The sequence below is a fragment of the Mesorhizobium sp. B2-1-3 genome, assembly GCF_006442495.1.
Taxonomy (GTDB): Bacteria; Pseudomonadota; Alphaproteobacteria; order Rhizobiales; family Rhizobiaceae; genus Mesorhizobium.
In genome coordinates, this window is the sequence record NZ_VFWL01000031.1 from 1 (window position 1) to 26,435 (window position 26,435).

At 63.4% G+C, this 26,435-nt stretch carries 29 protein-coding genes; 17 read left to right on the forward strand and 12 right to left on the reverse strand.

Annotated features, from left to right (window positions below; genetic code table 11):
• Positions 1-243: 243 nt before the first annotated feature.
• A complete protein-coding gene (locus FJ973_RS30085; RefSeq protein WP_140515469.1) occupies positions 244-498 on the forward strand; it encodes a DUF2934 domain-containing protein in 255 nt (84 codons plus the stop codon).
• A 64-nt stretch (positions 499-562) separates the two neighbouring features.
• On the opposite strand, the gene FJ973_RS30090 is transcribed toward FJ973_RS30085, so the two are convergent.
• Positions 563-1,255, reverse strand: a complete 693-nt coding sequence (locus FJ973_RS30090) for a glutathione S-transferase family protein (RefSeq protein ID WP_140515470.1) — start codon at positions 1,253-1,255, stop codon at positions 563-565.
• A 65-nt stretch (positions 1,256-1,320) separates the two neighbouring features.
• Between FJ973_RS30090 and FJ973_RS30095 the strand changes: the two genes are divergently transcribed.
• From FJ973_RS30095 to FJ973_RS30110, 4 genes are all read left to right on the forward strand, one after another.
• Positions 1,321-1,833: a DinB family protein gene (locus tag FJ973_RS30095; protein WP_140494383.1), complete on the forward strand. Its 513-nt coding sequence runs from the start codon at positions 1,321-1,323 to the stop codon at positions 1,831-1,833.
• Positions 1,834-2,153: 320 nt separating this feature from the next.
• Positions 2,154-2,603, forward strand: a complete 450-nt coding sequence (locus FJ973_RS30100; protein ID WP_140494381.1) for a MucR family transcriptional regulator — start codon at positions 2,154-2,156, stop codon at positions 2,601-2,603.
• Between the two features lie 136 nt (positions 2,604-2,739).
• Positions 2,740-4,617, forward strand: coding sequence for an ABC-F family ATP-binding cassette domain-containing protein (locus tag FJ973_RS30105; RefSeq protein WP_140494379.1), 1,878 nt, complete (start codon positions 2,740-2,742; stop codon positions 4,615-4,617).
• 157 nt (positions 4,618-4,774) lie between these two features.
• Positions 4,775-6,883 (forward strand): molybdopterin oxidoreductase family protein, encoded by a 2,109-nt coding sequence (locus FJ973_RS30110; RefSeq protein WP_140558873.1) that lies wholly within the window; start codon positions 4,775-4,777, stop codon positions 6,881-6,883.
• Between the two features lie 11 nt (positions 6,884-6,894).
• On the opposite strand, the gene FJ973_RS30115 is transcribed toward FJ973_RS30110, so the two are convergent.
• The gene (locus FJ973_RS30115) at positions 6,895-8,037 is read right to left on the reverse strand and encodes an NAD(P)/FAD-dependent oxidoreductase (RefSeq protein WP_140558874.1); all 1,143 of its coding nucleotides are present in this window, start codon (positions 8,035-8,037) and stop codon (positions 6,895-6,897) included.
• Positions 8,038-8,106: 69 nt separating this feature from the next.
• On the reverse strand, positions 8,107-8,592 hold the full coding sequence (locus FJ973_RS30120; RefSeq protein WP_181165174.1) for an Lrp/AsnC family transcriptional regulator: 486 nt from the start codon (positions 8,590-8,592) through the stop codon (positions 8,107-8,109).
• 96 nt (positions 8,593-8,688) lie between these two features.
• Here FJ973_RS30120 and FJ973_RS30125 point away from each other — a divergent pair, with 96 nt between their 5' ends.
• The 3 genes from FJ973_RS30125 to FJ973_RS30135 are packed head-to-tail and all read left to right on the forward strand — an operon-like array spanning position 8,689 to position 12,296.
• A complete protein-coding gene (locus FJ973_RS30125) occupies positions 8,689-9,897 on the forward strand; it encodes a diaminopropionate ammonia-lyase (RefSeq protein WP_140558875.1) in 1,209 nt (402 codons plus the stop codon).
• Complete coding sequence (locus FJ973_RS30130) at positions 9,894-11,120, forward strand: Zn-dependent hydrolase (protein WP_140558876.1); 1,227 nt, start codon at positions 9,894-9,896, stop codon at positions 11,118-11,120. The genes FJ973_RS30125 and FJ973_RS30130 overlap by 4 nt, the downstream gene beginning before the upstream one ends.
• A gap of 18 nt (positions 11,121-11,138) precedes the next feature.
• Positions 11,139-12,296 carry a M20 aminoacylase family protein gene (locus FJ973_RS30135; protein ID WP_140558877.1) on the forward strand — a complete coding sequence of 386 codons (1,158 nt, stop codon included), beginning with the start codon at positions 11,139-11,141 and terminating at the stop codon, positions 12,294-12,296.
• Between the two features lie 213 nt (positions 12,297-12,509).
• Here the strand turns inward: FJ973_RS30135 and FJ973_RS31110 are convergent, their stop codons facing one another.
• Positions 12,510-12,650: a hypothetical protein gene (locus FJ973_RS31110; RefSeq protein WP_181170994.1), complete on the reverse strand. Its 141-nt coding sequence runs from the start codon at positions 12,648-12,650 to the stop codon at positions 12,510-12,512.
• A gap of 110 nt (positions 12,651-12,760) precedes the next feature.
• On the opposite strand from FJ973_RS31110, the gene FJ973_RS31115 reads away from it, so the two are divergent.
• The 6 genes from FJ973_RS31115 to FJ973_RS30160 all read left to right on the forward strand — a co-directional run bounded on the left by FJ973_RS31115 (position 12,761) and on the right by FJ973_RS30160 (position 17,289).
• A complete protein-coding gene (locus FJ973_RS31115) occupies positions 12,761-12,934 on the forward strand; it encodes a hypothetical protein (protein WP_181169231.1) in 174 nt (57 codons plus the stop codon).
• Between the two features lie 69 nt (positions 12,935-13,003).
• Entirely contained in the window at positions 13,004-15,097 is a 2,094-nt protein-coding gene (locus FJ973_RS30140) for an ATP-dependent helicase (RefSeq protein WP_140558878.1), read from the forward strand.
• A gap of 8 nt (positions 15,098-15,105) precedes the next feature.
• Positions 15,106-15,879 carry a 4-hydroxy-tetrahydrodipicolinate reductase gene (gene dapB / locus FJ973_RS30145; RefSeq protein ID WP_140558879.1) on the forward strand — a complete coding sequence of 258 codons (774 nt, stop codon included), beginning with the start codon at positions 15,106-15,108 and terminating at the stop codon, positions 15,877-15,879.
• Between the two features lie 505 nt (positions 15,880-16,384).
• Positions 16,385-16,588, forward strand: a complete 204-nt coding sequence (locus FJ973_RS30150; protein ID WP_140515477.1) for a DUF680 domain-containing protein — start codon at positions 16,385-16,387, stop codon at positions 16,586-16,588.
• A 44-nt stretch (positions 16,589-16,632) separates the two neighbouring features.
• On the forward strand, positions 16,633-16,860 hold the full coding sequence (locus FJ973_RS30155) for a DUF680 domain-containing protein (RefSeq protein ID WP_140494359.1): 228 nt from the start codon (positions 16,633-16,635) through the stop codon (positions 16,858-16,860).
• A gap of 189 nt (positions 16,861-17,049) precedes the next feature.
• Positions 17,050-17,289: a DUF680 domain-containing protein gene (locus FJ973_RS30160; protein ID WP_140558880.1), complete on the forward strand. Its 240-nt coding sequence runs from the start codon at positions 17,050-17,052 to the stop codon at positions 17,287-17,289.
• Between the two features lie 47 nt (positions 17,290-17,336).
• On the opposite strand, the gene FJ973_RS30165 is transcribed toward FJ973_RS30160, so the two are convergent.
• From FJ973_RS30165 to purM, 5 genes are read right to left on the reverse strand one after another with little or no spacing between them, the layout of a single operon-like run.
• Positions 17,337-17,846, reverse strand: coding sequence for a histidine phosphatase family protein (locus FJ973_RS30165; RefSeq protein WP_140515478.1), 510 nt, complete (start codon positions 17,844-17,846; stop codon positions 17,337-17,339).
• Between the two features lie 51 nt (positions 17,847-17,897).
• On the reverse strand, positions 17,898-18,239 hold the full coding sequence (locus FJ973_RS30170; RefSeq protein ID WP_140494354.1) for a type II toxin-antitoxin system HicB family antitoxin: 342 nt from the start codon (positions 18,237-18,239) through the stop codon (positions 17,898-17,900).
• Positions 18,236-18,490, reverse strand: a complete 255-nt coding sequence (locus tag FJ973_RS30175) for a type II toxin-antitoxin system HicA family toxin (protein ID WP_140558881.1) — start codon at positions 18,488-18,490, stop codon at positions 18,236-18,238. Before FJ973_RS30175 ends, FJ973_RS30170 begins: the two co-directional genes overlap by 4 nt.
• A 60-nt stretch (positions 18,491-18,550) precedes the next feature.
• Positions 18,551-19,264: a phosphoribosylglycinamide formyltransferase gene (gene purN / locus FJ973_RS30180; RefSeq protein WP_140558882.1), complete on the reverse strand. Its 714-nt coding sequence runs from the start codon at positions 19,262-19,264 to the stop codon at positions 18,551-18,553.
• Positions 19,261-20,337 carry a phosphoribosylformylglycinamidine cyclo-ligase gene (purM, locus tag FJ973_RS30185; RefSeq protein WP_140494348.1) on the reverse strand — a complete coding sequence of 359 codons (1,077 nt, stop codon included), beginning with the start codon at positions 20,335-20,337 and terminating at the stop codon, positions 19,261-19,263. The genes purN and purM overlap by 4 nt, the downstream gene beginning before the upstream one ends.
• Before the next feature lie 172 nt (positions 20,338-20,509).
• Between purM and FJ973_RS30190 the strand changes: the two genes are divergently transcribed.
• Genes FJ973_RS30190 through hdaA form a run of 3 tightly spaced genes read left to right on the forward strand, consistent with a single transcriptional unit; the run spans position 20,510 to position 22,965 of the window.
• The gene (locus tag FJ973_RS30190; protein ID WP_140495033.1) at positions 20,510-21,067 is read left to right on the forward strand and encodes a CDP-alcohol phosphatidyltransferase family protein; all 558 of its coding nucleotides are present in this window, start codon (positions 20,510-20,512) and stop codon (positions 21,065-21,067) included.
• On the forward strand, positions 21,039-22,226 hold the full coding sequence (locus tag FJ973_RS30195) for an AI-2E family transporter (protein WP_140494346.1): 1,188 nt from the start codon (positions 21,039-21,041) through the stop codon (positions 22,224-22,226). The genes FJ973_RS30190 and FJ973_RS30195 overlap by 29 nt, the downstream gene beginning before the upstream one ends.
• A 34-nt stretch (positions 22,227-22,260) precedes the next feature.
• On the forward strand, positions 22,261-22,965 hold the full coding sequence (gene hdaA, locus FJ973_RS30200; RefSeq protein WP_140515482.1) for a DnaA regulatory inactivator HdaA: 705 nt from the start codon (positions 22,261-22,263) through the stop codon (positions 22,963-22,965).
• A gap of 395 nt (positions 22,966-23,360) precedes the next feature.
• Here the strand turns inward: hdaA and FJ973_RS30205 are convergent, their stop codons facing one another.
• Genes FJ973_RS30205 through FJ973_RS30215 form a run of 3 tightly spaced genes read right to left on the reverse strand, consistent with a single transcriptional unit; the run spans position 23,361 to position 26,053 of the window.
• Positions 23,361-24,371 carry an ABC transporter substrate-binding protein gene (locus FJ973_RS30205; protein WP_140558883.1) on the reverse strand — a complete coding sequence of 337 codons (1,011 nt, stop codon included), beginning with the start codon at positions 24,369-24,371 and terminating at the stop codon, positions 23,361-23,363.
• A 27-nt stretch (positions 24,372-24,398) separates the two neighbouring features.
• Positions 24,399-25,187, reverse strand: a complete 789-nt coding sequence (locus FJ973_RS30210) for an ABC transporter permease (protein WP_140520616.1) — start codon at positions 25,185-25,187, stop codon at positions 24,399-24,401.
• Positions 25,184-26,053, reverse strand: coding sequence for an ABC transporter ATP-binding protein (locus FJ973_RS30215; RefSeq protein ID WP_140558884.1), 870 nt, complete (start codon positions 26,051-26,053; stop codon positions 25,184-25,186). Before FJ973_RS30215 ends, FJ973_RS30210 begins: the two co-directional genes overlap by 4 nt.
• Positions 26,054-26,435 lie beyond the last annotated feature (382 nt).

The following is a 26,435-nucleotide window of genomic DNA, read 5'->3' on the forward strand; positions in this document are numbered from 1 at the left end:
TGAACCGCTTCGACGCCAAAACAGAAGCGGACAGATCATGTGCTACCAAACCGGACAACTTGATTAGCTACCGACAGAGGAAGTCGACAGAGGTGTCGACAGGGGAAGTCGACGCCATGCGCGTTTGCGTGCCGGGCCGATATCGGCGATGCCGCCAGCCCGAGATCGGACGGCTGCAATATTAGGCTTTGCTTGCTATAGTTACATGTCGGCGCCGCGCTGAGGTCGGCCCGGATGGAGACCATGACCATGACAGACGATCGCCAGGAGCGCATTCGCAGCCGCGCACATCATATCTGGCAGGAAGAAGGGCAACCGGCCGGACAGCATGAGCGCCATTGGCAACAGGCGACGGCCGACATCGACCAGGAGGACGCAGGGTCATCCGCGGTGAAGAAGCCAGCAAGAAAGGCGGCCGTCGCCGGCAAGGCAAAAACCGCGCCCAAAGAGGCCAAGACCGCCGCCAAGCCCGGCAAGCCAAAAAAGGCGGCCAAATAAGACCTGGCCATAGCGGAGCCGATGGCTCGTCGTTGGCCCTGCCGCAAGGTCAGGCGCTAAGGTTTCACGCGGCCGCCGCAACCGTCCGACCCAGCCCGCCATGCAGGTCGAGGCAGCGGGCGAACCACTGCGCCACGACATCGTGGTCGTCGAGCAATGGGTAGGGCGAGGCGATGCGTGCCCATTGCAGCGCGCCGAACACGATATAGTCGGCGAACAGGGGCGAATCTCCGCCGATGAATGGCTGATAGGCGAGCATCGAGCGCAGCGGCTCCAGCGAAGCCCTGAAATTGCCAAGCCCGGCATCCCGCGCGGCCATCACCTCTTCCAGGCTCTTGCCCAGGCGCTGCTCCCGGCTCTGGCGGAAATAGGCGGCGTTCTCCGTATCCTGCATGGCATAAAGGTCCATGATCGCGGCGGTGGTCACATAGGGATGGATGGTCAGTTGCGACCAGCGCTCGATGAAGCGCGCCATGGCCTTGCCGCCTTCGCCGCCAAACAGCGACGGCCGGTCCGGATAGGTTTCGTCGAGATAAAGCGCGATGGCGAAGGAATCCGCGACGACCGTCTCGCCGTCGCGGATCACCGGCACGAGTTTCGATGCGCCGCCCTCGACGCGGGGCACTTCGAGAAAACGTGTCGGCACCGCGCTGATCTCCAGCCCCTTATGAGCCAGCGCCATCGTCGCCTTCCAGCAATGCGGGCTGAAGGGGCGGGTGGCGTCGCGTCCGACGAGATCATAAAGCAGAATGGTCATTGGCGGCACCTTCCTTGCGGTTTAGGTATCCCGCAACGCCTCGACACAGGCCGGCGGGAGAAAAGATGAAACGGCACTTCATGATGTTTGCGGCCTATAATCAATGGGCCAATGGCCGCATCTACGATGCCGCCGCCGATCTCGACGAAGAGGAATTCAATCGCGACGTCGGCGCTTTCTTCGGCTCGATGAAGGGCACGCTCAACCATCTCCTGGCCGCCGATCGCATCTGGATGAAGCGCTTTACCGGCGAGGGCGATGCGCCGACGGCGCTGGACGCCATACTGTACCAGGCGTTGCCGGGCCTGCGCATGGCGCGCGAGGCGGAGGACCGGCGGATCGTCGACTGGGTTGGCGGTTTGAGCGACAAGGCGCTGTCGGGCCGCTTTATATACATGACGGTATCGGACATGCGCACCGTCTCGCAACGGCTGGCTCCGGCGCTCGACCACGTCTTCAACCACCAGACCCACCACCGCGGCCAGGCCCATATGATCCTGACGGTTCTGGGCCGCCCTTCCGTGCAGCTCGACCTGGCGCATTTCCAGCGCACCGAGGAAGGGCGCGCATACGCCTGATTTCGGCCGCCGGCTGCGATAGAGCAGTTTTCACCGTTTCACGGAAACTGCGAACTGAGGGCCGAAAGACGTTGGAGCGCGTTATGACCGACGGCGCGTGTTTTACAGATATTGGCCTTCCAACCGGGCCGCCTAAGTCTGCCGACCCGAAAAATTAGCTTTTCTAGTTTGCACGGAGCCGATTTCCCTAAAAAATATTTGACTGCAAGTCTTGATTCGTTTTGAGATTTGCTGGTCCGTTTGGGGGACGCGGTTAAATAAATGCATCGACGAAATTCTTCTCTGGGGTAGATGATTTTGTCGCAAATAGGGTGAAAGATTTGTCAAATATCGAGGATAAGACCGTTATCGAGCTGACCGCTGACATTGTCTCGGCCTATGTCGGCAACAACCCGCTGCCGGTTTCCGGCCTGCCTGACCTGATTGCCAGCGTCAGTGCCTCGGTGCGAAAGCTCGGAGGTGCCGTTGTCGCGGAAAGCCCAAGCCTGGTTCCTGCGGTGAACCCGAAGAAGTCGGTTTTTCCCGACTACATCGTCTGCCTGGAGGACGGCAAGAAGTTCAAGTCGCTCAAGCGGCACCTCAGGACGGACTATGGGCTGAGCCCGGATGAGTATCGCACCAAATGGGGCCTGCCGCCCGACTATCCGATGGTCGCTCCGAACTACTCAGCGACACGGTCAGCGCTGGCGAAGTCGACGGGACTTGGCCGCAAGCCGGCAGCGCCGGCCCCCGTGGCCAAGGCGACAAAGCGCGGCAAAGCCAGCGCCTGAGCGCGGCCGACCGCAGCCGGAAGCCTCTGAGCTGCGATGTTGACGGCGCCATTTCGCGCGCCGTTTTCATGCCTTGCGTGGCCAACCGGCCCGCAAGGTCTTGCGAAGCGCCGGTCTCCCGTGCAAAAGCGCGGCCATGCTTATCATCAACGACCTCTCGCTGCGCATGGCGGGGCGCTTGCTTCTCGACCATGCCTCGCTGACCTTGCCGGCCGGCACCAAGGCCGGACTTGTCGGCCGCAACGGTACCGGCAAGACCACGCTGTTCAAGGCCATAACAGGCGATTTCCCTTCCGAGACGGGCTCGATCAGCCTGCCGAAGAACACGCGGATCGGCCAGGTGGCGCAAGAAGCGCCCGGAACCGAGGAGCCGCTGATCGAGATCGTGCTCAAGGCCGACCTCGAGCGCACGGCGCTGCTCGAGGAGGAAAAGACGGCGACCGATCCGCACCGTATTGCCGACATCCATATGCGGCTGGCCGATATCGACGCGCATTCGGCCGAGTCGCGCGCCGCCACCATCCTGGCCGGTCTCGGCTTCGACGACGCCGCGCAGCGCCGCCCGGCCTCCTCGTTTTCCGGCGGCTGGCGCATGCGCGTGGCACTCGCTGCCGTGCTGTTTTCCGAACCCGATCTTCTGCTGCTCGACGAGCCGACCAACTATCTCGATCTCGAAGGCACGCTGTGGCTCGAAAACTATGTTTCCAAATATCCGCACACGGTGCTGCTGATCTCGCACGATCGCGACCTGCTTAACCGCGCCGTCAACTCGATCGTCCATCTCGACCAGAAGAAGCTGACCTTCTGGCGCGGCGGCTACGACCAGTTCGAACGCCAGTACACCGAGCAGAAAGAACAGCAGGAAAAGGGCCGCATCAAGCAGGAAGCCGCCCGCAAGCATATGGAATCCTTCGTCGAGCGTTTTCGCGCAAAGGCATCCAAGGCAAGACAGGCTCAGTCCCGCATCAAGGCGCTTGAAAAGATGAAGCCGATCACGGCCATCGTGAACGACACGGTGCGGCCATTCTCTTTCCCGGAGCCGGTGAAGACGGTGGCCTCGCCGATCGTCGCGCTGAACAATGTCAATGTCGGCTATACACCCGGTGAGCCGATCCTGAAGAAGATGACCTTGCGCATCGATGCCGACGACCGCATCGCGCTGCTTGGCGCCAATGGCAACGGCAAGTCGACCTTTGCCAAGCTTCTCTCCGGCCGCCTGAAGCAGGAGACCGGCACCATGACCGTGGCGCCCGGGCTGAAGGTGGCGATCTTCGCACAGCACCAGCTCGACGATCTCAGGCCTGAGGAAAATGCCTACGAGCATGTTCGCAGGCTGATGCCCGAAGCGCCGGAATCGAAAGTGCGCGGCCGTGTCGCCCAGTTTGGGCTCACGACCGAAAAGATGAATACGGCGGCGAAAGACCTGTCCGGCGGCGAGAAGGCGCGGCTGTTGATGGGTCTGTCGGCCTTCGAGGGGCCGAACCTGTTCATCCTTGACGAGCCGACCAATCATCTCGACATCGATAGCCGCGAATCCTTGATCCATGCGCTGAACGAGTTCCCCGGCGCCGTCATCCTGATCTCGCACGACCGCCATCTCCTGGAAGCGACGGCGGACCGGCTGTGGCTGGTCAAGGATGGCGCCGTCAACCCCTATGACGGCGACCTCGAAGATTACAAGACGCTGGTCACAGGCGTGTCCGGCGACCGGCGCGAGCGGCGCGAGGCGGAAAAAGCCTCGAAGGCCGACCGCCGCCGCGAGGCGGCCCAGCGCCGCGCCGCCTTTGAGCCGCTGGCCAAGGAAATTCGCGCCACCGAAGCGCTGATGGACCGCATCCGCAAGCGCATCGACGGCATCGAGGACGAACTGGCCAACCCGGCGATCTACGAAAAGGATCCGTCGACGGCGACAAGGCTGGCGAAGGAGCGATCGCAACTCGCCCAGACGCTCGCCGGCCACGAGGAAAAGTGGCTGACCATGTCGGCCGAATACGAGGAAGGCACGGCGGAGTAGTTACCCTCCCCCTTGTGGGGAGGGTCGATCCGCGAAGCGGAGCGGGGTGGGGGTCTGCGCCACAACCCACCCCGGCGCTACGCGCCGACCCTCTCCTTCAAGGGGACGGTCAGATCTGGCCCTACACGCCTTGCCCGAAACCCGCTAAACAAACCCCATGAACCAGCACGCCAGCCTTCGCATCGGCCATTCGGCCTGTCCGCATGATTGCCCGTCGACCTGCGCGCTCGAGGTCGAGTTGCTTGACGGCAACCGCATCGGCCGCGTCCATGGTGCCAAGTCCAACAACTATACGGCCGGCGTCGTCTGCGCCAAGGTTGCTCGTTACGCCGACCGCGTCCACCATCCCGACCGCTTGCTGAAGCCGCTGGTGCGCAAAGGCGCCAAGGGCGAGGGCGCCTGGCAGGAAATAAGTTGGGAGGCGGCGCTGGACCTCGTCGCCGAAAAGTTCATCGCGGCCGAGGAAAAATACGGCTCGGAGACGGTCTGGCCCTATTTCTATGCCGGCACGATGGGGCTGGTGCAGCGCGACGGCATCGAGCGGCTGCGGCATGCGAAGAGATATTCGGGCTTCTTCGGCTCGATCTGCACCAACCTGGCCTGGACCGGCTGGATGATGGGGGCGGGCGCGCTGCGCGGTCCCGACCCGCGCGAAATGGCCAAGTCCGATTGCGTGGTGATCTGGGGCACCAATGCCGTGGTGACCCAAGTCAACGTCATGACCCACGCCATCAAGGCACGCAAGGAGCGCGGTGCCAGGATCGTGGTCATCGACGTCTATGAGAACGCCACGATGAAGCAGGCCGATATGGGCCTTGTCCTGAAGCCTGGCACCGATGGCGCGATGGCTTGCGCGGTTATGCATGTGCTGTTCAGGGAAGGCTTGGCTGACCGCGCCTATCTCGAGAAATACACCGATGACCCGAAAGGTCTGGAAGCGCATCTGCGCACACGCTCACCCGAATGGGCGGCCGCGATCACCGGATTGACTGTGGCCGAGATAGAGAGTTTTGCCCGTCTCGTCGGCACGACCAGGAAAACCTATTTCCGCCTCGGCTACGGCTTTGCCCGCCAGCGCAACGGCGCGGTCAACATGCATGCCGCCTCCTGCATCGCCGCCGTCACCGGCGCCTGGCAATATGAGGGCGGCGGCGCCTTCCATTCCAATTCCGGCATCTTCAAGCTCAACCAGGAGGTGCTGGAGGGCACGCGCATGCGCGATCCCTCGATCCGCTTTCTCGATCATTCGCGCATCGGCCCGGTGCTGACGGGGGCGCCGGATGCGCTCTATGGCGGGCCGCCGGTGACGGCGCTGCTCATCCAGAACACCAACCCGGCCAATGTCGCGCCCGAGCAGCGACTGGTGAAGCAGGGTTTCTTGCGTGAGGATCTGTTCACCTGCGTGCACGAGCAGTTCATGACCGACACGGCCAAGCTCGCCGACGTCGTGCTGCCGGCAACGATGTTCGTCGAGCATGACGACATCTACAAGGGCGGCGGCAACCAGCACATCACGCTCGGCCCGAAGCTGATCGAGCCGCCGGAAGGGCCGCGCACCAACCATTTCGTCATCGAGCAATTGGCTGAGCGCCTCGGAGTCGCCGACAGGCCGGGCTTCGGCCTCACCGAACAGCAGCATATCGACATCATCCTGGGCAAGCGCGGGTTGGGCAGCTTTGCCAGCCTGAAGGAGCAGAAATGGGTCGACCTGCAGCCGGATTTCGAAACCGCGCATTTCACCAAGGGCTTCGGCCATGCGGACGGCAAATTCCGCTTCCGCGCCGATTGGACCGGACAAGCCGCCCCCAATAGGCCGCCGAAAAGCATGGGCCTGTTCGGCCCGGTGGAGCAGTTGCCGCAATTTCCTGATCATGTCGACCTGATCGAGGTTGCCGACGAGGCGCATCCGTTCCGGCTGGCTACGTCGCCGGCACGCAACTTCCTCAACTCGACCTTTTCCGAAACGCCGGTGTCGAAGGCCAAGGAAGGCCGGCCGGAATTGCTCTTGCATCCCGACGATGCCGCCGCACACGGTTTGGCAGAGGGCGATCGTGTCGAACTCGGCAATGCGCGCGGCGAGGTGGTGCTGCATGCGAGGCTGTTCGACGGCATCAAGCGCGGCGTGGTGATCGCCGAAGGCATCTGGCCGAACAGCGCGCATGAGCGCGGCGAGGGCATCAACGTGCTGACTGGCGCCGATGCACCCGCACCCTATGGCGGCGCGGCATTCCACGACAACAAGGTGTGGCTGCGCAAGGCAAGCTGAGCGGCCTCAGCTCATACCGGCAGGGTTTCGGCCGTCCTTTTTCTGTTCTGCCGGAGACGAATGTCGTCGGCGATCGCCTGGGCTTCGATTCCGATTTCGCGCAGCAGGCCGGTGACCGAATTGTGGAAGCCGACGAGATAAAGACCGAGTTCCGAAGCGCGCGCATTGACGCCGCTGGCGCCAGGCTCGACGCCGGGCTGGAGGAATTTGGCATAGGCTGGGCGGTAGCCGGTGGCGAAGATGATCGCGTCGAAGTCGCTGTGACGACCATCGACGAAACGGGCGCCGCCCTCTGATATCTCGGCAATGTCGGGCGCGACCTTGATCGCGCCTTCGCGGATCTTGCCGATGGTGCCGACATCGATCACCGGGATGCGCGACGCCAGGGATATCTGCTCCAGCAATCCCTGCTTGGGCCGTTTGAGCCCATATTTCTCCAGCCTGCCCAACACCAGATCGAGGATGATAGGGAACGCGGCGTCATTGACGCGTCGCGGCCCCAGGCGCGTCGCCATGCTGACGACCTGGATGGGCACCCCGAGCAGTTCGCGCGGCACGATATGGACGCCGCCGCGCACGGAGATCGTCGGATGCGCGCCGCCTTCCGCCAGGTCGAGCGCGATCTCGGCGCCGGTGTTGCCCATGCCGATGACCAGCACCGACTGGCCGGCAAACGGCGTGTTGTTGCGGTAATCCGCGCTGTGCAGACTTTTGCCCTTGAAACTGCCGGCGCCGGCGAATGCCGGCATCAGCGGCTCGGCATTGTATCCCGAGGCAATCACCACATGGGAAGCGCGCACGGTGCCTGATGTCGCTTCGACGCCCCAGCTTCTGCCCTGTCGGCCGATCGCCCGCACCGCTTCTCCAAAGCGGGGCCGCAGATCGAAGCGTTGCGCATAGGCATCGAGGTATTCGACGAACAGATCACGTGGCACATAGCGCGGATAATGCCTGGGGAAGGGCACGAAGGGCAGGGATGAATAGCGCTTGGTCGTGTGCAGGTGGACGCGCTGGTAGTGGCGCCGCCAGGCGGGAGCGGGCTGCTGCTCTTTTTCAAGCAAGATGAAGTCGACCCCGGCCTGCCGCAGGCACGCGGCAACGGCCAGGCCCGCCGGCCCGGCACCGATGATCGCAACCGGGGTGGTGTCGTGCAAGCGCGCCTCCCGCCGCTAATTCGCGATGCGGAGAATGGCGAAAGCATGCCAGACATGCAACCTGATCGCTCATCCCGGCAGCGGCACCGTCAGGCCGACCTTGACGCGGTCCATGGCCACGAAGGTGCGGAATTTGCGGACATTGTTGCTGTTGAAGAACAGGCGCCGCGTCAGCGCCTCATAGGCGCTCATGTCGGCCACCGTGATGGCCAGGATGAAGTCGGCCTCGCCTGTCACATAGTAGCACTGCTGGACTTCCGGCGCCGCCAGGAATTGCCGCTTGGCCGCGTCGATCAGTTCGGTGCGTTCGCTTTCGAGTTCGACCTCGACGAAGATGGTGATGGGCTGGCCGACCGCCGCCGGTTCGATGACCGCGACATTGGCCGCGATGACGCCGGTCTGTTGCATGCGCTTGATACGGCGCTGCACCGCCGGCGCCGACAGGTTCACGGCCTCGCCGATCAGTCGCTGCGGCGTCGTGTTGTCCTTCTGCAGCACGGCGAGAATGGCGAGGTCGAAACTGTCGAGCGAGGCTGGCAAAGCGGGCAATGGCATGTCCTGAAGAAACAAACTTGCATTTCGGCACCTTGAATACAGCGCTTTTTGCGCCTGCCTTGCAATATAGTCTCGTCGTCAGCCAAGGAGGCCTTGATGTTCCTGCTCAACCGCAATGCCTTGCACGGCAGCCCACTCGATCCGGTCGACGCCGAAACGCTCGGGGTTGCGGGGGCCGACGCGGCCGAGCGTTTCCTGTCCCATCGCGACAATCATCAGGAGACGCCGCTGCATGCGCTGCCGGCGCTGGCCTCCGAACTGGGCATTGGCGCCATCCACCTCAAGGATGAGGGTTTTCGCCTCGGCCTCGGTAGCTTCAAGGCGCTTGGGGGCGCTTATGCCGTCGTTCATCTGGTGCTGGAGGAAGCCGGCCGCCGGCTTGGCAGGCCGCTCGGCATCGCCGATCTCGATCAGCCCGATGTCAGGGCGGTCGCCGCCACCATGACGATGGCTTGCGCGACCGACGGCAATCACGGCCGCTCGGTGGCACAGGGCGCGCGGCTTGTCGGCGCGAGGGCGGCGATCTTCGTCCATGCCGGCGTCAGCGACGAGCGCATCACGGCTATCGCCCGCTACGGCGCCGAGATGATCCGCGTCGACGGCAACTACGATGATTCGGTCAGGCAAGCCGCACGCGTCGCGGCGGACAAGGGCTGGACCGTCGTGTCCGATACGTCGTGGCCGGGCTATGAGCGCATTCCAGGCCTCGTCATGCAAGGCTACACCGCGATCATGCGCGAGGCGCTGCGCCAGCTCGGCGAACCGCCCACCCACATCTTCGTCCAGGCCGGGGTCGGCGGCATTGCCGCTGCCGTGGCTGGCCATCTCGCCATCGTGCTCGGTGATGCCAGGCCGGTCTTCACCGTGGTCGAGCCCGCACGTGCCGCTTGCATCCTGGGCGCCGCCAGGGCTGGCCATCCTGTCAAGATCGCGCATGGCGAAGCGACTGTCATGGCGATGCTCGAATGCTACGAGGCGTCGCCTGTCGCCTGGCGCGTGCTGGCGCGTGCCGCCGATGCGTTCATGACCGTCGACGAGGAGGATGCGGTCGCTGTGATGCGGAGGCTTGCGCGGCCGGCCGGCGGCGATCCGGCCATCGTTGCCGGCGAAAGCGGCGGGGTCGGCCTGGCCGGATTGGTCCGGGCGCTGGCCGACAACAGGGGCGAACTCGGCCTCGACAGGCTCTCGCGGGTGCTGGTCGTCAACACCGAAGGTGCAACCGATCCCAAGCGTTATGCCGAACTCGTCGGCGTGGCCGCCGCGGATGTACTTGCGGGCAAAGTACTTTCTGGAGCAACGCCATGATCTCGGTCGACGCGCAGCGGCTGCTTGACCGTATTCGGGACCTCGGCGCCATCGGCCGCGACGGCGAGGGCCGGCTGGTGCGGCTTGCCGCCTCGGACGCCGACCGGCAGGGCCGCGACCGCTTCGTCGGCTGGTTGCGCGAGGCGGGGCTCGAAGTCGCCATCGACCGCATGGGCAATATCTTCGGCATCTGGCGGACGCCTGGGAATGCCGGGCAGGCGCCGATCCTGATAGGCTCGCATATCGATACGGTCATAGATGCCGGCATTTATGACGGCTGCTACGGCGTGCTGGCCGGGCTGGAGGCAATCGAGACACTGAAGGCGTCAGGCTTTGTCCTGTTGCGCCCGTTGGCCGTCGCCGCCTTCACCAATGAGGAAGGCGTGCGCTATTCCCCCGACATGATGGGCTCGCTGGTTCATGCCGGCGGTGTTGCGATCGACGAGGCGCTGGCGGCCGTGGGGACGGACGGCAGCGTGCTCGGGCAGGAACTGGCGCGCATCGGCTATGCCGGCGACGAGCAGCCGGGCTTCCTCAAGCCGCATACCTATCTCGAACTGCATATCGAGCAGGGCCCGGTGCTGGAGCGCGAAGGCGTGCCGATCGGCGCGGTGGAAAACCTGCAAGGCATCTCCTGGCAGCGCATCACCATCGACGGGGTCGCCAACCATGCCGGCACCACGCCGATGTCGATGCGCAGCGACGCCGGCCATGCGGCCGCCCGTGTCGTCGCCTTCCTGCACGATCGTGCCAAGGCTTCGAACACGCCGACCGTCGCCACCGTCGGCACGATGCGTTTCGAGCCCAACGCCATCAACGTCATTCCCTCGCGAGCGGTCTTCACCATCGACCTGCGCGATCCTTTCGAGCACCGGTTGCAGGCGGAGGAAGCAGCACTCGCCGCTCACCTTGAAGAACTCGCCGCCGCCGAAGGCGTGACGATCTCGGTCGAGCGGCTGGCGCGCTTCGAGCCGGTGATCTTCGACAGCCGCATCGTGGAGCTGATCGAGGCCGCTGCCATCAGTCGCGGGCTGGTTTCGAAGCGCATGACGTCCGGCGCCGGCCATGATGCGCAGATGATGGCGCGTATCGCACCTGCCGCGATGATCTTCGTGCCGAGCGCCGGCGGCATCAGCCATAATCCGCGCGAATACACCGAGGATACCGAGCTCGTCGCCGGCGCCAACATTCTGCTCGATGTCGTCACCCGACTTGCAACCTAGTTTGAGAGGGGCGGAGAAATGGCCAAAATCGATCTCGATGCCTTGAAGCAGGAGATGACCGGCTGGCGGCGCGATCTGCATGCCCATCCGGAATTCGGGTTCGAGGAAAAGCGCACCGCGGCCTTCGTCGCTGCCAAACTGCGCGAATTCGGCCTCGACGATGTGACCGAGGGCGTCGGCGGCACCGGCGTCGTCGGCACGCTGAAGCGCGGCAGCGGCAACAGGGCGATCGCGCTCAGGGCCGATATGGATGCCCTGCGCATCACCGAGCAATCGGCTGTGGCCTATGGCTCGCAAAATCCCGGAATCATGCACGCCTGCGGCCATGACGGCCACACCACCATGCTGCTCGGCGCGGCGAAGCTGCTGGCCGGGGAGGGCGGGTTCAACGGCACGGTGCGCTTCATCTTTCAGCCGGCCGAGGAGTGGGGCAGGGGCGCGCTGGCCATGCTCGACGATGGGTTGATGCGCCGCTTTCCCTTCGATGAGATTTTCGGCCTGCACAATCTGCCCGGATTGCCGATTGGCCATTTCGAAACCCGCCCCGGCCCGATGATGTCGGCCGAGGATATCTTCGAGATTGTTCTGAGAGGCCTCGGCGGCCACGCTGCCGGGCCGCAGGACGGCCGGGAGACACTGGTCGCCGCTTGCGCGCTGGTCACCAATCTGCAAACCATCGTCTCGCGCCGGCTGAGCCCGGCCGACATATCGGTGGTCTCGGTAACCGAGCTGATCACCGACGGCACCCGCAACGCGCTGCCCGGCCTTGCCCGTATCCTGGGAGACGCCCGCAGCTTTCGCCCCGAGGTCAGCGCCGAGATCGAGAAGCAGATGCGCACCATCGCCGCCGGCACCGCCGCCGCCTACAACGTCACCGCCGAGGTCGCCTACAGCAGGGAATTCGTGCCGCTGCACAACGACGCCGAATTGGTCGACGAGGCCTTTGCAGCCGCCGGAAACGTGTTCCTGCCCGAAGGCGTCGCCGTCGCCCGCGAGCCGATGACCGGCTCTGAGGATTTTGCCCGTTTCCTCGCTCACGTGCCCGGTTGCTTTGTCTTCCTCGGCAATGGCGACACGGCGCCGCTGCACAATCCGAGCTACGACTTCAACGATGACGGCCTGCTGTTCGGCACGAATTTCCATGCCGCGGTCGTCAGACGGCGATTGGGAGCATGAACGGCGCGGTCGTTCCGGAATTTGGCGGGAAGCCAAAGGGGTGGAATCCCCATGACGCTACGGCAAGACTCAGCTAACATCCACATTGCGGCGGACCTGATATCCGCCTGGCCGGCGCTATCAGGCACCTCCCAAGCGGCGCCGGCCGTCCTCTCCAGGCTGTGCTTTGTGCTGTCCCGCCGTGGTCCGCGGCGTTGCTGCACGCATGTCAACTCATTTGCCGGTCTTATCGGCTACAGGATTGCCGTCGGTGTGCGGGTTTTCCGCTGCCGGAGCCTTGGTTGGCGGGACGTTGTTGTCGCAGGCCGACACGGCCAGAACGATCAGCAGAAGGCCTAGGGAGAGCTTCTTCATCGCTACCTCCTCTCGTCTGACAACGAGACGACCTCCGTTTGGTTGCGACGATCAAGCCGAGGAACAAAAGCTCATGTCTCCGGTTGGATCAGGCAAAGGAGGACTGCTGGATGATCCGTCTGCTCTTGGCCTGCACCATCGCCTTCGTCACTTACCGCCTCGCGCGCAAGCTGATCGAGGACGTACCCGACACCGTCGATCCCCTGTTGCTGCCAGTCCCGAAGAATGATCGGGAGGCATTGCGCAGGCAGTCTGCGGCGATGGGTGTCGATCCGGAACGCTGACCTGTCGACGCTGAGCTCGCCGCGCCGCTTCCTTGTTGCGAACAAAGCGGAAACGATGCTTGATGGGCGATGAACCTTGCCGCTCATGATTCGACATTTCGGGAACCGACCGACCAGCCTGCTTATCTCGCAAGGCTGAACGACGCCCAGCGCCAGGCTGTCGAGCATGGCGACGGCAGGATCGCCGGACCGCTGCTGGTCATTGCCGGCGCCGGCTCGGGCAAGACCAACACGCTGGCGCATCGCGTCGCCCATCTCATCGTCAAGGGCGCTGATCCGCGCCGCATCCTGCTGATGACGTTTTCACGTCGCGCCGCCTCCGAAATGGCCAGGCGCGTCGAGCGCATCGCTGGCGAGGTGCTCGGCCGTGACGCCTCGATCGTCACTGACGCGCTGACCTGGGCCGGCACCTTCCATGGCATCGGTGCACGGCTACTGCGCGATTACGCGCAGGAGATCGGCCTCGATCCGGCGTTCACCATCCACGATCGCGAGGATTCGGCCGACCTGATGAACCTGGTGCGGCACGAACTCGGCTTCTCGAAGGCGGAAGCGCGCTTTCCCACCAAGGGCACCTGCCTTGCCATCTATTCGCGCGCCGTCAACGCGCAGGCGCCGCTCGGCGAGGTGCTGGGCTCCGCCTTTCCGTGGTGCGCCGGATGGGGCGAACAGCTGAAGCAGCTGTTCGCCGGCTATGTCGAGGCCAAGCAGGCGCAGAACGTGCTCGATTACGATGACCTGCTGCTCTACTGGGCGCAGATGACGGCCGAACCGGAGATAGCGATGCATCTGGGCGGGCGCTTCGACCATGTGCTGGTCGACGAATACCAGGATACCAACCGGCTGCAGGCCTCGATCCTCATGGCGCTCAAACCCGATGGCGCCGGGCTGACGGTGGTCGGCGACGATGCGCAATCGATCTATTCGTTCCGCGCCGCCGAGGTGCGCAATATCCTGGACTTCCCAAACCAATTCGCGCAGGCCGCCGATGTGGTGATGCTGGAGCGCAACTACCGCTCGACCGAAACCATTTTGGCCGCCGCCAATGCGGTGATCGGCGAGGCCTCGGAACGCTTCACCAAAAATCTGTGGTCGGAACGCAAATCCGCCGCCAAGCCGAGGCTGGTGACTGTACGCGACGAGGTCGAACAGGCCAATTTCGTCTGCGAGGCCATCCTGGCCGAGCGCGAGGCCGGCACGGCGCTGAAATCGCAGGCGGTGCTGTTTCGCGCCTCGCACCACAGCGGGCCGCTGGAAATCGAGCTGACGCGGCGCAACATTCCCTTCGTCAAGTTCGGTGGGCTGAAATTCCTCGATGCCGCTCATGTCAAGGATGTGCTGGCGGTGCTGCGCTTTGCCGAAAACCCGCGCGACCGCGTCGCCGGATTTCGCGTGCTGCAGCTTTTGCCGGGCATCGGCCCCTCGGCCGCGGCGCAGGTCGTGGAGACGATGACATCGGCGCTGGACGAGGCGATGGGCCTTGCCGGCTGGCGGCCGCCGCAGCGCGCGGCGGATGACTGGCCGGGCTTCGTCTCGCTCTACTCCGGCCTGCGTGCCGGCGCCAAATGGCCGGCCGATCTCGAACAGGTCAGGCTCTGGTACGAGCCGCATCTCGAGCGCATCCACGAGGACGCAACCACGCGCCGGGCCGACCTTCTGCAGCTCGAGCAGATCGGATCCGGCTACGCTTCGCGCGAACGGTTCCTGACCGAGCTGACGCTCGATCCGCCGGACGCGACCAGCGACCAGGCCGGGCCGCCGCACCGCGACGAGGATTATTTGATCCTGTCGACCATCCACTCGGCCAAGGGCCAGGAGTGGAAGAACGTGTTTGTGCTCAACACCGTCGATGGCTGCATTCCGGCCGATCTCGGCGTTGGTACCAGGGAAGATATCGAGGAGGAGCGCCGGCTGCTTTACGTGGCGATGACAAGGGCCAAGGACAGCCTCAACCTGGTCATGCCGCAGCGCTTCTTTGCGCATGGCCAGGCGGCGCGCGGCGACCGCCATGTCTATGCCTCGCGCACGCGCTTCATCCCGGCCTCCCTCCTTGCGGCATTCGAACAGACGGTATGGCCGGCAGCGCAAGCAGCGCCGGGCAGGGCGCCCCGGCCGGAGATACGCGTCGACATTGGCGCGCGCATGCGCGGCATGTGGAAATAGCCGCGGCGATGGCGCCAGTCAGGATCGCAATTGCCGGTGCGCTCGGCCGCATGGGGCGCCAGATGGCGGACGCCGTGCAGGCCGACTCGCGGCTGGCGCTTACTGCCCGCTTTCATCGACCGGGCATTGCCGGCGATGGCCTGGTCAGCCGCGACGAGGCGCTCGGCCTGGCCGATGTGGTCGTCGATTTCACCACGCCGGCGGCATCGGCCGATCTGGCGAGATCCTGCGCCGGCCGTCGCGGGCCTGCCATGGTCATTGGCTCGACCGGTTTCGATGACGCTGAATTGGCAGCCATCGCCGATGCCGCGAAAACCGTTGTCATCGTACGCTCCGGGAGCTTTTCGCTTGGGCTGAACATGCTGGTCGGATTGGTCGAGCAGGCGGCGAGAGCGCTCGGTCCCGCGGACTGGGATGCAGAGATTTTAGAGGCGCATCACCACCACAAGATCGATGCGCCATCGGGCACCGCCCTGATGCTCGGCCAAGCCATTGCCGACGGACGCGGCGTCGAACTCAATGCGATGGCGAGGCTTGTTCGCGACGGTGTCACCGGTGCGCGGCCTGCCGGCGAGATCGGCTTCGCGATGCTGCGCGGCGGCAGCATCGTCGGCGAGCACAGCGTCAGCTTCTGCACCGGGGGCGAGATCGTCACCCTGTCGCATGCGGCCGAGGACCGCGTCATGTTCGCCCGTGGCGCCATCGCCGCAGCCCTCTGGGTGGCCGGGCGACCGCCCGGTCAATACGGTATGCGCGACGTCCTTGGCTTTGGCGCTTCTTGACGGGCCAGAACCCGCCGCTTTCCATTTCTCCAGTCGGCAAAATGACTGAAAGCTTGCGCCTGCCGCGACCGGAGGCGAAGCCTCCGCGTGGAGAATGCGGCGCGCCTCTTGGCGCGTCCTTCAGCCCGTTTGCAAGCGACAATGTCGACCCAGCCGCAAAGCAAACGCCCGGATGCGGCCACTTGCGCGGGCCTTACGTAGATAAGACCGAACCGTTCGGTTCGATTTATGTTGACGGACCGTACATCAAACGGTGAACGTACGCTCTGCGCAAACGGGTGGGCTCAATGGAGTTTTCTCAATAAACCGTTGGTTCAACAAGATAAAATTGTGGCAGCCAGCGATGTCGTTTCAATTTCAAGGGCCGTCCCACAGCTTTTTTGGCACATTTTCGTGACTGGAAACGACAACACCGCAGACCCATCTCGGGGTGGTCCGAGCGACGCGAAATCCTCCCAAGGGCACGCCACTAGACGGACAGAACAAACATACTGGAGTAACCAAAATGACCAAGATCGCTCTTACCGCCGCCGCCATCCTCGTTGCCACGGGCACCGCTTTCGCCGGCAGCGACAATTATGGTTCGGCCAACGCCAATCAGCCCGCCGCCGCTGTCGACCATTCCGTCACCGCTTCGACCTCGAAGACGAACGGAACCGTCCAGGCCCCGGCTTCGCAGGGCGCCGACCGCAACCTTTTCGGCCGCTAATCGCGACTGCCGACATCAACCAACTTGAACTCAGGAGTAAAGAAATGACCAAGATCGCTCTTACCGCCGCCGCCATTCTCATTGCCACGGGCAGCGCCTTTGCCGGCAGCGACAATTATGGTTCCAACAATGTCAACCAGCCGGTTGCCAACCAGTCGACCTCCAACATCGACACCACGCATACCGGCTCGATCACCAAGTCCATAAAGGCGCAGGGCGACGCGAATGCCAACGTGCCGGCTCAGTCTGGCCAGGGCATCTGGGGCCGTTGATTCTGTAAGTCTTCGACCACAAAGAGCGGTGGGCCTGGCCCGCCGCTCTTGTTTTTTGCGCATGACCAATCCTCCAAGCTCGGCAGAAACAATCCGAGCCCAGGAATAAAACAGGAGTGCCTGGGGTCTTGTCCTTAGCGGAACCGTCCTCCCAAGACGCCGCCTAACGGATGAATCCAGGAGATTGAAATGACCAAGATCGCTCTTACCACCGCCGCCATCCTCGTTGCGACCGGCAGCGCCTTTGCCGGCAGCGACCATTATGGCTCCGACAATGCCAACCAGCCCGTCGCCCCGATGGGGGGCGTGGACCACCTTGTCACCGGCGCGCTCAAGGATACGGGCATGGCCGGCCACGAGACAGGCGATGCCAAGACGAAGCCCACTACCGACTGGCCCGAACCCGGCCAGGGCATCTGGGGCAACTAGCGGCCCGGGCGCGCAGTGGCCCTGGTTGCCCGCTCAACCCTGGATTTCTAGCGCAGATCCTTCAGACGCAGGCAATGCGTCAGCCGCGCGGACGACAGGTTGGACCAGTCGCCCTGGAAAACGAGGCGCGCAAAGGCTGCCGTTGGAAATTTTCCTTCGAGCCTCCTGCGCGCCTTGGCCTCTGACCCTGGCCCGGCAAGCTGTTTCGCCAGATATTGCAGACCGGGATTGTGGCCGACGACCAGCAAGCTGTCGTTCGACGGATCGGCTTGACGAATCTGGCTCAGAATATCCGTCGCTGAGGCTTCATAAAGCGCCTCGGAGAACGCGACTCGTGGATGCGCTGGCAACTCCGCGTCCACCAGCCGCCAGGTCTCACGGGTGCGCAGCGCCGGCGATACCAGCGCCTGGTCCGGCAGCCACCCGCGCGTCGCGAGTTCGCGCCCTATCAATTGGGCCGCCTTCAATCCGCGTTCGGCGAGCGGCCGGTCGAAATCGGGGAGGTTGGGATCGTCCCAACTCGACTTGGCGTGGCGCAGCACAAACAACTGTTTCACGATACTCCCGGTCGAATGGCGGATGCAGATGGAGGCAGGACAGCTGCTGGTTCAGGCAATTTGCTTTTCGGCGGCCTCGCGCAAGACTTCTTCTCCCCACTGGTTCAGGCTCTTGCCTGCGAGTTCCGCTGCCATTGCGACTTTTGAATGAACCGAGGGGTCAACGCGCAACATGAGATTGCCGGAATAAGGTCTTTGCGGCGACTTACCGATTTTCGCGCAAGTTTCGACATAGTCGTCCACGGCTTCATGGAAGGCGGCTTTTAGCCCCGCGACAGTTTCTGAATGGAAGGATACGCCGTCTCGAATACCGGCAATACGGCCGAAGAAAATCTCGTCATCGTCATCATAATCAACACGGGCCGAATAGCCCTTGTAGGTCATCGCATTCATGGCTTCACTCCGATCCTCGACAAGAATTGGCGAGCATCCCGTACTTGATATCGCTTTGCTTCCTTTGAAGGGTGTGGCCGGTGGAACGTCTCGACTTCGCTCTTAAAGACAAAACGCACGCGTGAGCCGCTTCCTTCGATCACCTGGCAACCAACGGCGACCAGCAAGGTTTCGACGGCAATCCATTCGATACTGCCCGAAACTGGATCGGTGAATATCGCCTTGAGCACGCGTCTATGCTTGCTGTTCATGCAAGCATGAGATAGGCGAGTGCGCCAAAGTTTGCAATCAAATTATGACTGCAAAAATGCCTACGGCGTGATCCGCGCCAATTGCTCGAAATCGATTTCCTCGCGCAGCGGGCTCGGTGCAATGATCATCGAGGTTGCATTGTCGGCATCGTCGGCGAAGCGGGCAAACACGGTGCGGCCCTTTTCCATCCGGGCCTTGCCCTCGGCGACCAGCCCCAGCGCCAGCGGATAGAGCTGGTGTTCGACCTTGAGCACCCGTGCGGCCAGCATGTCGGCATTGTCGCCGACCATTACCGGCACCGCCGCCTGTGCGATGATCGGGCCGTCATCCATCTCGGACGTGACGAAATGCACCGTGCAGCCATGGATGCGCATGCCCGCCGCCAGCGCGCGCGCATGTGTGTCGAGCCCCTTGAAGGCCGGCAACAGCGCGGGGTGGATGTTGATCATGCGGCCTTGCCATTTCTGGACGAGGCCGGTCGTCAAAATGCGCATGTAGCCGGCCAGCGCCACGATCTCGGCGTTGAAGGCCGTGAGCGCGGCATCGATCGCGGCGTCATGCGCCTGCTTGCTGGCATGGTCGGCCCGGGAAATCACCTGGGTGGCGATGCCGCGCGCCCTCGCCATGCCGAGGCCGGCGGCATCCGCCTTGTCGGAGATAACGCCGACGATTTCGGCGGGGAAAGCCGGGTCGCTGGCGGCGGCGATCAGCGCCGTCATGTTGGAACCGCGCCCCGAGATCAGAACGACAGTGCGTTTCTTCTGCGCACTCATAGACCGATCGAACCCCGATAGATGACGCCGGCGTCGCGGCGCGGCACGATCCGGCCGATCGGCGTCACCGTCTCGCCGGCTTCCTGCAAGACGGCAGCGACCTGCGCCGCCTGGCCGGACGCCACCGCCAGGATCATGCCGATGCCGCAGTTGAAGGTGCGCATCATCTCTTCGGGCGCCACACCGCCGGTTTTGGCCAGCCATGAGAACACAGGCGGCACGTCGATGGCGTCGAGATCGAGCTCGGCCGAGAACTCCTTCGGCAGAACGCGCGGAATGTTTTCGGGGAAGCCGCCGCCGGTGATATGGGCCAGCGCCTTGATGCCGTGCGTGTTGCGGATCGCCTTCAGGATCGATTTCACATAGATCCGGGTCGGCTCGAGCAGCGCCTCGGCCAATGTGGCCTCGTCATTGAAGGGAGCCGGATCGGTCCATGCCAGGCCGCTGGTCGCAACGATGCGGCGCACCAGCGAAAAGCCGTTCGAATGCAGGCCCGACGAACCCAGCCCCAGCAGCACGTCGCCCTCGACGATGTCGTCGGTGGGCAGAAGCTGGCCGCGCTCGGCCGCGCCCACGGCAAAACCGGCAAGGTCATAGTCCTTGCCGTGATACATGCCCGGCATTTCCGCCGTCTCGCCGCCGATCAGCGCGCAGCCGGCCTGCCGGCAGCCCGCGGCGATGCCGCCGACGATCGCCGCACCCTGGTCCGGATCGAGCTTGCCGGTGGCGAAATAGTCGAGGAAGAACAGTGGTTCGGCACCCTGCACGACGATGTCGTTGACGCACATGGCGACGAGGTCGATGCCGATCGTGTCGTGCTTGCCGGCGTCGATGGCGATCTTCAGCTTGGTGCCGACGCCGTCATTTGCAGCGACCAGCACCGGGTCGGTAAAGCCGGCGGCCTTGAGGTCGAACAAGCCGCCGAAACCGCCGATCTCGCCATCGGCGCCCGGCCGGCGCGTCGCCTTGACCAGCGGTTTGATCTTCTCGACCATGAGATTGCCGGCATCGATGTCGACGCCAGCCTCGGCATAGGTGAGCCCGTTCTTACGCTTGACTGTATCGCGCTTCATATCTGGCTTGTCGCTGTTTCCTTTGCGGCTCTTCGCATGAACGGTTTCGGTCCGCAAGGAAAACGGCGCTGAAACTGCCGCTCCCCACCAGGGGAAGCTCGGCAGCTTCTCTCTTGCGCCCATCCCCCATCTCCATCATCTATCGTTCAGACAGAAGCGACGGGACATGCGCTTGACCATCCCCAACCTGATCACAATCATGCGCCTTGTCCTGGTGCCTGCCGTGGTGCTGGCCATGCTCCAGGCGCGCTGGGATTGGGCCTTTGCCGGGTTCCTCGTTGCCGGCATCTCGGACGGCGTCGACGGCTTCATCGCCCGCCGGTTCAACCAGCATTCCAAGCTCGGCGCCTATCTCGATCCGGTAGCCGACAAGCTGCTTCTGGTTTCCGTGTTCGTCGTGCTGGGCTTCATCGGGCAATTGCCGCTGTGGCTGGTCGTCACCATGGTGTCGCGCGACGCGCTGATCATTTGCGCGGTGCTGTTGTCCACCGTGATGGCCCATCCCGTCGAGATGAAGCCGCTCCTCGTCTCCAAGGTCAACACCGCCATCCAGATTGTACTGGCGGCGCTGGTACTGGGTGAGCTTGCTTTTTCGATCCATCTCGATCCACTTCGTCCCGCCCTCATAATGCTGTCCGGGGTCTTGACCGTGGCTTCGGCCGCAGCCTATCTCGTGGCTTGGCTGAGGCATATGAGCGGCTATGGCGAAGGCTCCACCCCGGGCACCTGACAAAGAAGCTGCGGCGAGCGCGCCGGCGGCAGCCGGTGATGATCCATCCGCCGGATTCCGCCGGCAGATCTTCTTTTGGCTTGCCGGCGTCGCCGCGCTCGCGCTTTTCCTCTATGTTTTCAGCGCCATCCTCTTGCCCTTCGTGGCCGGCATGGTGCTCGCCTATTTCCTCGATCCCGTGGCCGACCGGCTGCAGCGGCTCGGCCTCAGCCGCTTCATGGCAACGGTGGTCATCCTCATCACCTTCCTTGTCGTGCTGGTGCTGGCCTTTGTCATCCTCATCCCGGTGCTGGCGACGCAGATGGCCGATTTTGCCGGCAAGTTGCCTGAGTACCTGACGCGGCTGCAGAGCCTGATCACCTCGTTCGATCCAAAATGGCTGGAACAGAAATTCGGCGTCAACGCCAATGGCCTGCGCGACGGATTGAACTCACTGCTGACATCCGGCTTCGGTCTGCTGACAACCGTGTTCACCTCGATATGGAGTTCGGGCGTGGCGCTGGTCTCGGTGATCAGCCTGTTCGTGGTGACGCCGGTGGTCGCCTTCTACATGCTGCTCGACTGGGACCGCATGGTGGCGGTGATCGACAGCTGGGTGCCGCGGGACAATGTCGCCACGGTGCGCGCCATCGCCAGGGACATCAACACGGCAACGGCCGGCTTCGTGCGCGGGCAGGGCACGCTGTGCCTGGTGCTGGGCGCCATGTATGCCACTGGCCTGACGCTAACCGGTCTCAATTTCGGCATCCTCATCGGCCTGTTCGCCGGGCTGATCTCCTTCATCCCCTATGTCGGCTCGCTGACCGGGCTGGTGCTGGCCGTCGGCGTTGCCTTCGTCCAGTTCTGGCCGGACTGGACCATGGTCGTAGCGGTCGCGGTGGTGTTCTTCATCGGCCAATTCATCGAGGGCAATATCTTGCAGCCGCGGCTGGTCGGCAAAAGCGTCGGCTTGCATCCGGTGTGGCTGATGTTCGCACTGTTCGCCTTCGGCGCGCTGTTTGGCTTCGTCGGCCTGCTGATTGCGGTGCCTGCATCGGCCGCGGTCGCGGTGCTGGTGCGCTTTGCCATTGCGCGTTATCTGGAATCGCCGCTCTACAAGGGTCACGGCAAGGCCGTGCCGCCATTGCCGGCCGATCGTCGCAAAGGCATCAATCCATGATCCGGCCTGGCCGGGTCGCGCGGCTGAGCCTGGCATGAGCGACCAGAGGGCCGACCCGCCGCGCCAGCTGCCGCTCGATCTCGGCCATGGCACCGGCTATTCGCGAGACGAACTCGTCGTCTCCGGCACCAACAACCAGGCAGTGGCGCTGGTCGACCGCTGGCCGGACTGGCCCTCGCCGGTAGTCGTGCTCGCCGGTCCGGCCGGTTCCGGCAAGACCCATCTGGCCTCGATCTGGCGGGCACGGGCGGATGCCGTTCAGGTCGACGCGCACCGCGTTGGCGACAGCATTGTAAATCTCGGTGCCCGGCCGGCGCTGATCGACGACGTGGATACCGGCACAGTCGACCAGCAGGGGCTGTTTCATCTGATCAATGCGGTACGCGGCAGCGGCTCGCATTTGCTTTTGACGGCGCGCCGCTTTCCCTCGGCCTGGGGCGTCACGCTGCCGGATCTGGCGTCGCGGCTGAAGGCTGCGGCAACCGTCGAGATCCACGAACCCGACGATCTCCTGCTGGCAGGTGTCATCACCAAGCTGTTCGCCGACCGACAGGTCGAGGTCGAGCCGCATGTCGTGCAATATCTGGTGCGCCGCATCGAGCGCTCCCTGGCGACGGCCATGCGCGTGGTGGAGCGGCTGGACCGCGCCGCGCTCGAACGCAAGACGCCGATCACCCGGGCGCTGGCGGCTGAAACCGTCAGCGCCATGGACGAGGGGCAGGGCGAGTTCGAGGTTTAGGGCGCGATTGTCGGCCGGCCAGCAAATGGTGGTTCCATGTCCCTTTAACCGTCCCATTTCGGGAAACAAAGCTGGCACCGATCTTGCGATACAAGCTTGCCGGCTGACCCCGGTCCTGATTGCGTTCCAAATCAGGTTGTAGGCTCGCCGGGAGTGGGGCGGTTGGGGTTCTCGCCCGGCGAGCTTACCTTCATGTGACTTCAGTCACCCTCACTATTGCTGCGCGTTCGGCTTGCCCGCGCAATGCCAAGCTAGGTGAGAGAAGAACGGGTATTCGTCAATTGACGGATACCCAAAATGGCGACGGGGCCACCGAGTCGCTGAAATGCCGGCGCTCGGTGAACTCCGTGGCTGAGGCGAACGAGCCATATGCCCGCTGCTTGACGTTGATCTCGTCAGTTGGCCTTCTTCGCCTTGTTCACATAGTCGTTCGTGTACGTCTGCGTGATATCGATCTTGGCGTTGGCCACATCGGGCGAACCGAGAGAGAAAACGTCGAGCACGGCCTGCGCGCCTTTTGGATCCATGAGCCCGGTGGTCGAATACATGGGGATCGCATTTTTCAACGCGGCCAGATAGGCGTCCTTGTCGCTGCCGATCAGATTGTCGGGGATCTGGGCCATGATCTCTTCGGCGCTGTGGGAGTGAATGTAATCCAGCGTGGCAAGCATGGCATTGGTCAATCCCTGCGTTGCTTGGGGATGCGCGGCCATCCATTCCGGCCGGGTGTAAAGCGCTCCGCCGGGATAGTCGCCTCCGAATACCGCCTCGGTATCTTTCTGGGTGCGCGTGTCCGCCAGGATGGTCAGGTCCTTATGCCTGGCCTGAAGCACGGTGACGGCCGGATCGAGCGTCACCACGGCGTCGATCTGCCCTTGCTCCATGGCGGCGACGGCGGTAGCGCCCAGCCCAACGCCGATCACGGCGGCGGATGTCGGGTCGATGCCGTTCTTCTGCAGAAGGAACTTCAGGAAGAAGTCGGTCGAGGAACCGGGAGCGGTCACGCCGACCTTTTTGCCAGCAAGGTCCTTCACTGATTTGATCTTGCCGGTCTGGTCCGGCGCCACCGCCAGCACCAGTCCCGGGAACTGGTCGTAAACGACGAAGGATTGCAGGCGCTGGTTCTTGGCGGCCAATTTCACCGTGTGATCGAAATAGCCGGACACCACATCCGCGCTGCCACCCAATACTGCGGTCAGCGATTGAGAACCGCCCTTGAAATCGACGAGGTCTGCATCGATACCGGCTTTTTCGTAAGCGCCGATCTGTTTGGCGAGCACGGTCGGCATGTAGCAGAGGCATGATGCTCCGCCGATCGAAATGGTGACCTTTTCGGCAGCCCCCACGTCTGTGGCCACCGCGAGCAATACGACGGCGGCGGCCGCCAGTTTCGAAATGATCCTCATGATCTCCTCCTTGAGCTGGATTGGGCCCTATCGGCCTGGTTTCGAGAATTCAGGCCGCCAGACAAGCAGCCGCTTTTCGACCAGCGTGACGATCCAGTCGATCAAGAGCACAAAAGCGGCGAGGACGAACATTCCGGCAAAGACGCCCGCTACGTCGAAAACGCCCTCGGCCTGCTGTATCAGATAGCCTAGTCCGCCCGCCGCACCGAGATATTCGCCGACCACGGCGCCGACCACGGCAAATCCGACGGAGATATGGAGCGATGAAAACACCCAGGACAATGCCGATGGCATATAGACGTGGCGCAGCAATTGCCGTTCGTTCATGCCGAGCATTCGGGCATTGGCCAGCACCGTCGTGTTCACCTCCCTCACGCCCTGGTAGACATTGAAGAAGACGATGAAGAAAACCAGCGTCACGCCCAAGGCAACCTTGGACCAGATGCCGAGGCCAAACCAAAGCGTGAAGATCGGCGCCAACACGACGCGGGGAAGCGCATTGGCCGCCTTTACATAGGGATCGAAGACGGCCGCAAGTCTCGGCTTGCGGGCAAACCAGAAGCCGATCGCGATCGCTGCCAGCGAGCCGATGGCGAAGGCCAGCATGGACTCCCACAGCGTGATCCACAGATGATGCCAGATCGTCCCGGTGGCAAACCACTTCCATATCTGGCCTGCCACCGCCAATGGGGTCGAGAAGAAGAAGGAAATATTGTTCGGATCGCCGATCAGGTGCGTCGTCGACGCTGCCTGCCAGAGCGCGATGACGATGACGGCCACGGTTAGCTGTGCGAAAAGCAGCGTCGTCCTTTTCATCGGATCGCTCCTTCTTCAATCTCGCCGTAAGCCTTGAGCACTTCCTTCTTCAGCATGTGCCAGATGTCTCGATGCAATTCCTGGAAGCGCGGTTCCAGCCTGATTTCCGAAATATCGCGTGGACGCGCCAGCGGGATTGGAAAGTCGCCGATGATGCGTGCCGAGGGACCGGCTGACATCACCACCACGCGATCAGCCAGCGCGATCGCTTCTTCGAGGTCGTGGGTGACGAACATCACCGCCTTGCGGTCGTCCGACCACAGCTTGAGCAAAAGGCCGCCCATGATCAGCCGCGTCTGTGCGTCGAGCGGTCCGAAGGGTTCGTCCATGAGGATGATCTTGGGGTCGCGGATCAGCACCTGCGCAAGAGCAACGCGCTTTTTCTGGCCGCCTGAAAGCATGTGAGGGTAGCGCTCGCAGAAAGCAGCCAGGCCGACGCGTCCGAGCCATGCTCGCGCGCGTTCCTTTGCTTCGGAAGAGGGCACGCCTGCCACTTCCAGCCCGATGGCCACATTGTCCAGAGCGGTCTTCCAGGGCATCAATGCATCCTGCTGGAAGAGGTAGCCAGCCTGTCTGTTGAGACCGCGAAGCGGGGCGCCGAACACTCGGACGCTGCCTGCCGAAGGCACGAGAAGCCCTGCGCCGGCATTCAGTAGCGTTGACTTGCCGCAGCCCGTCGGCCCAATGATCGCCACGAATTCCTGGTCGCCGACTTTCAGATCGGCGCGGGCGACCGCCTGGAAGCTACGCCCAGCCGCCAATGCGAAATCTATGGTCACTCCATCGAGGTCGACCGCGATCCCGGATCCGGCTGGCGGCTGTCTGAATTTTGTCTCCGTGCCGCCCGTGGCGGTTTCCGTCGTCATGCCGAATGCCGCCCTGCGCCGAGACGGGTGGGTGTCCAACTGTCGCTCATGGTTCCTCCGTGAGGCTTTAGCGGAGACCGTCGATGTCCGATGGTCATCTGTCGCCCCACACCGTGCCGTGTTCCGGCTCACAATAGTCGATGCGGTGGAGCAGGCAACTTTGCCGTCCGCGGCTTTTTGTTGCGACCGTGACATGCAGCAGCAAAGACAACTGGCCGCGCGGAGATTGCCGACAGCCCCATTCTGCACCCGACACATTGCCATTCGCAGGCGCCAACGGCCCTCGATTGCCTTTTCTGTGAAAGGTGGTCGGAGTGGAGAGATTCGAACTCCCGACCCTCTGGTCCCAAACCAGATGTCAGCCCGTTTCACTCGTCTCTGT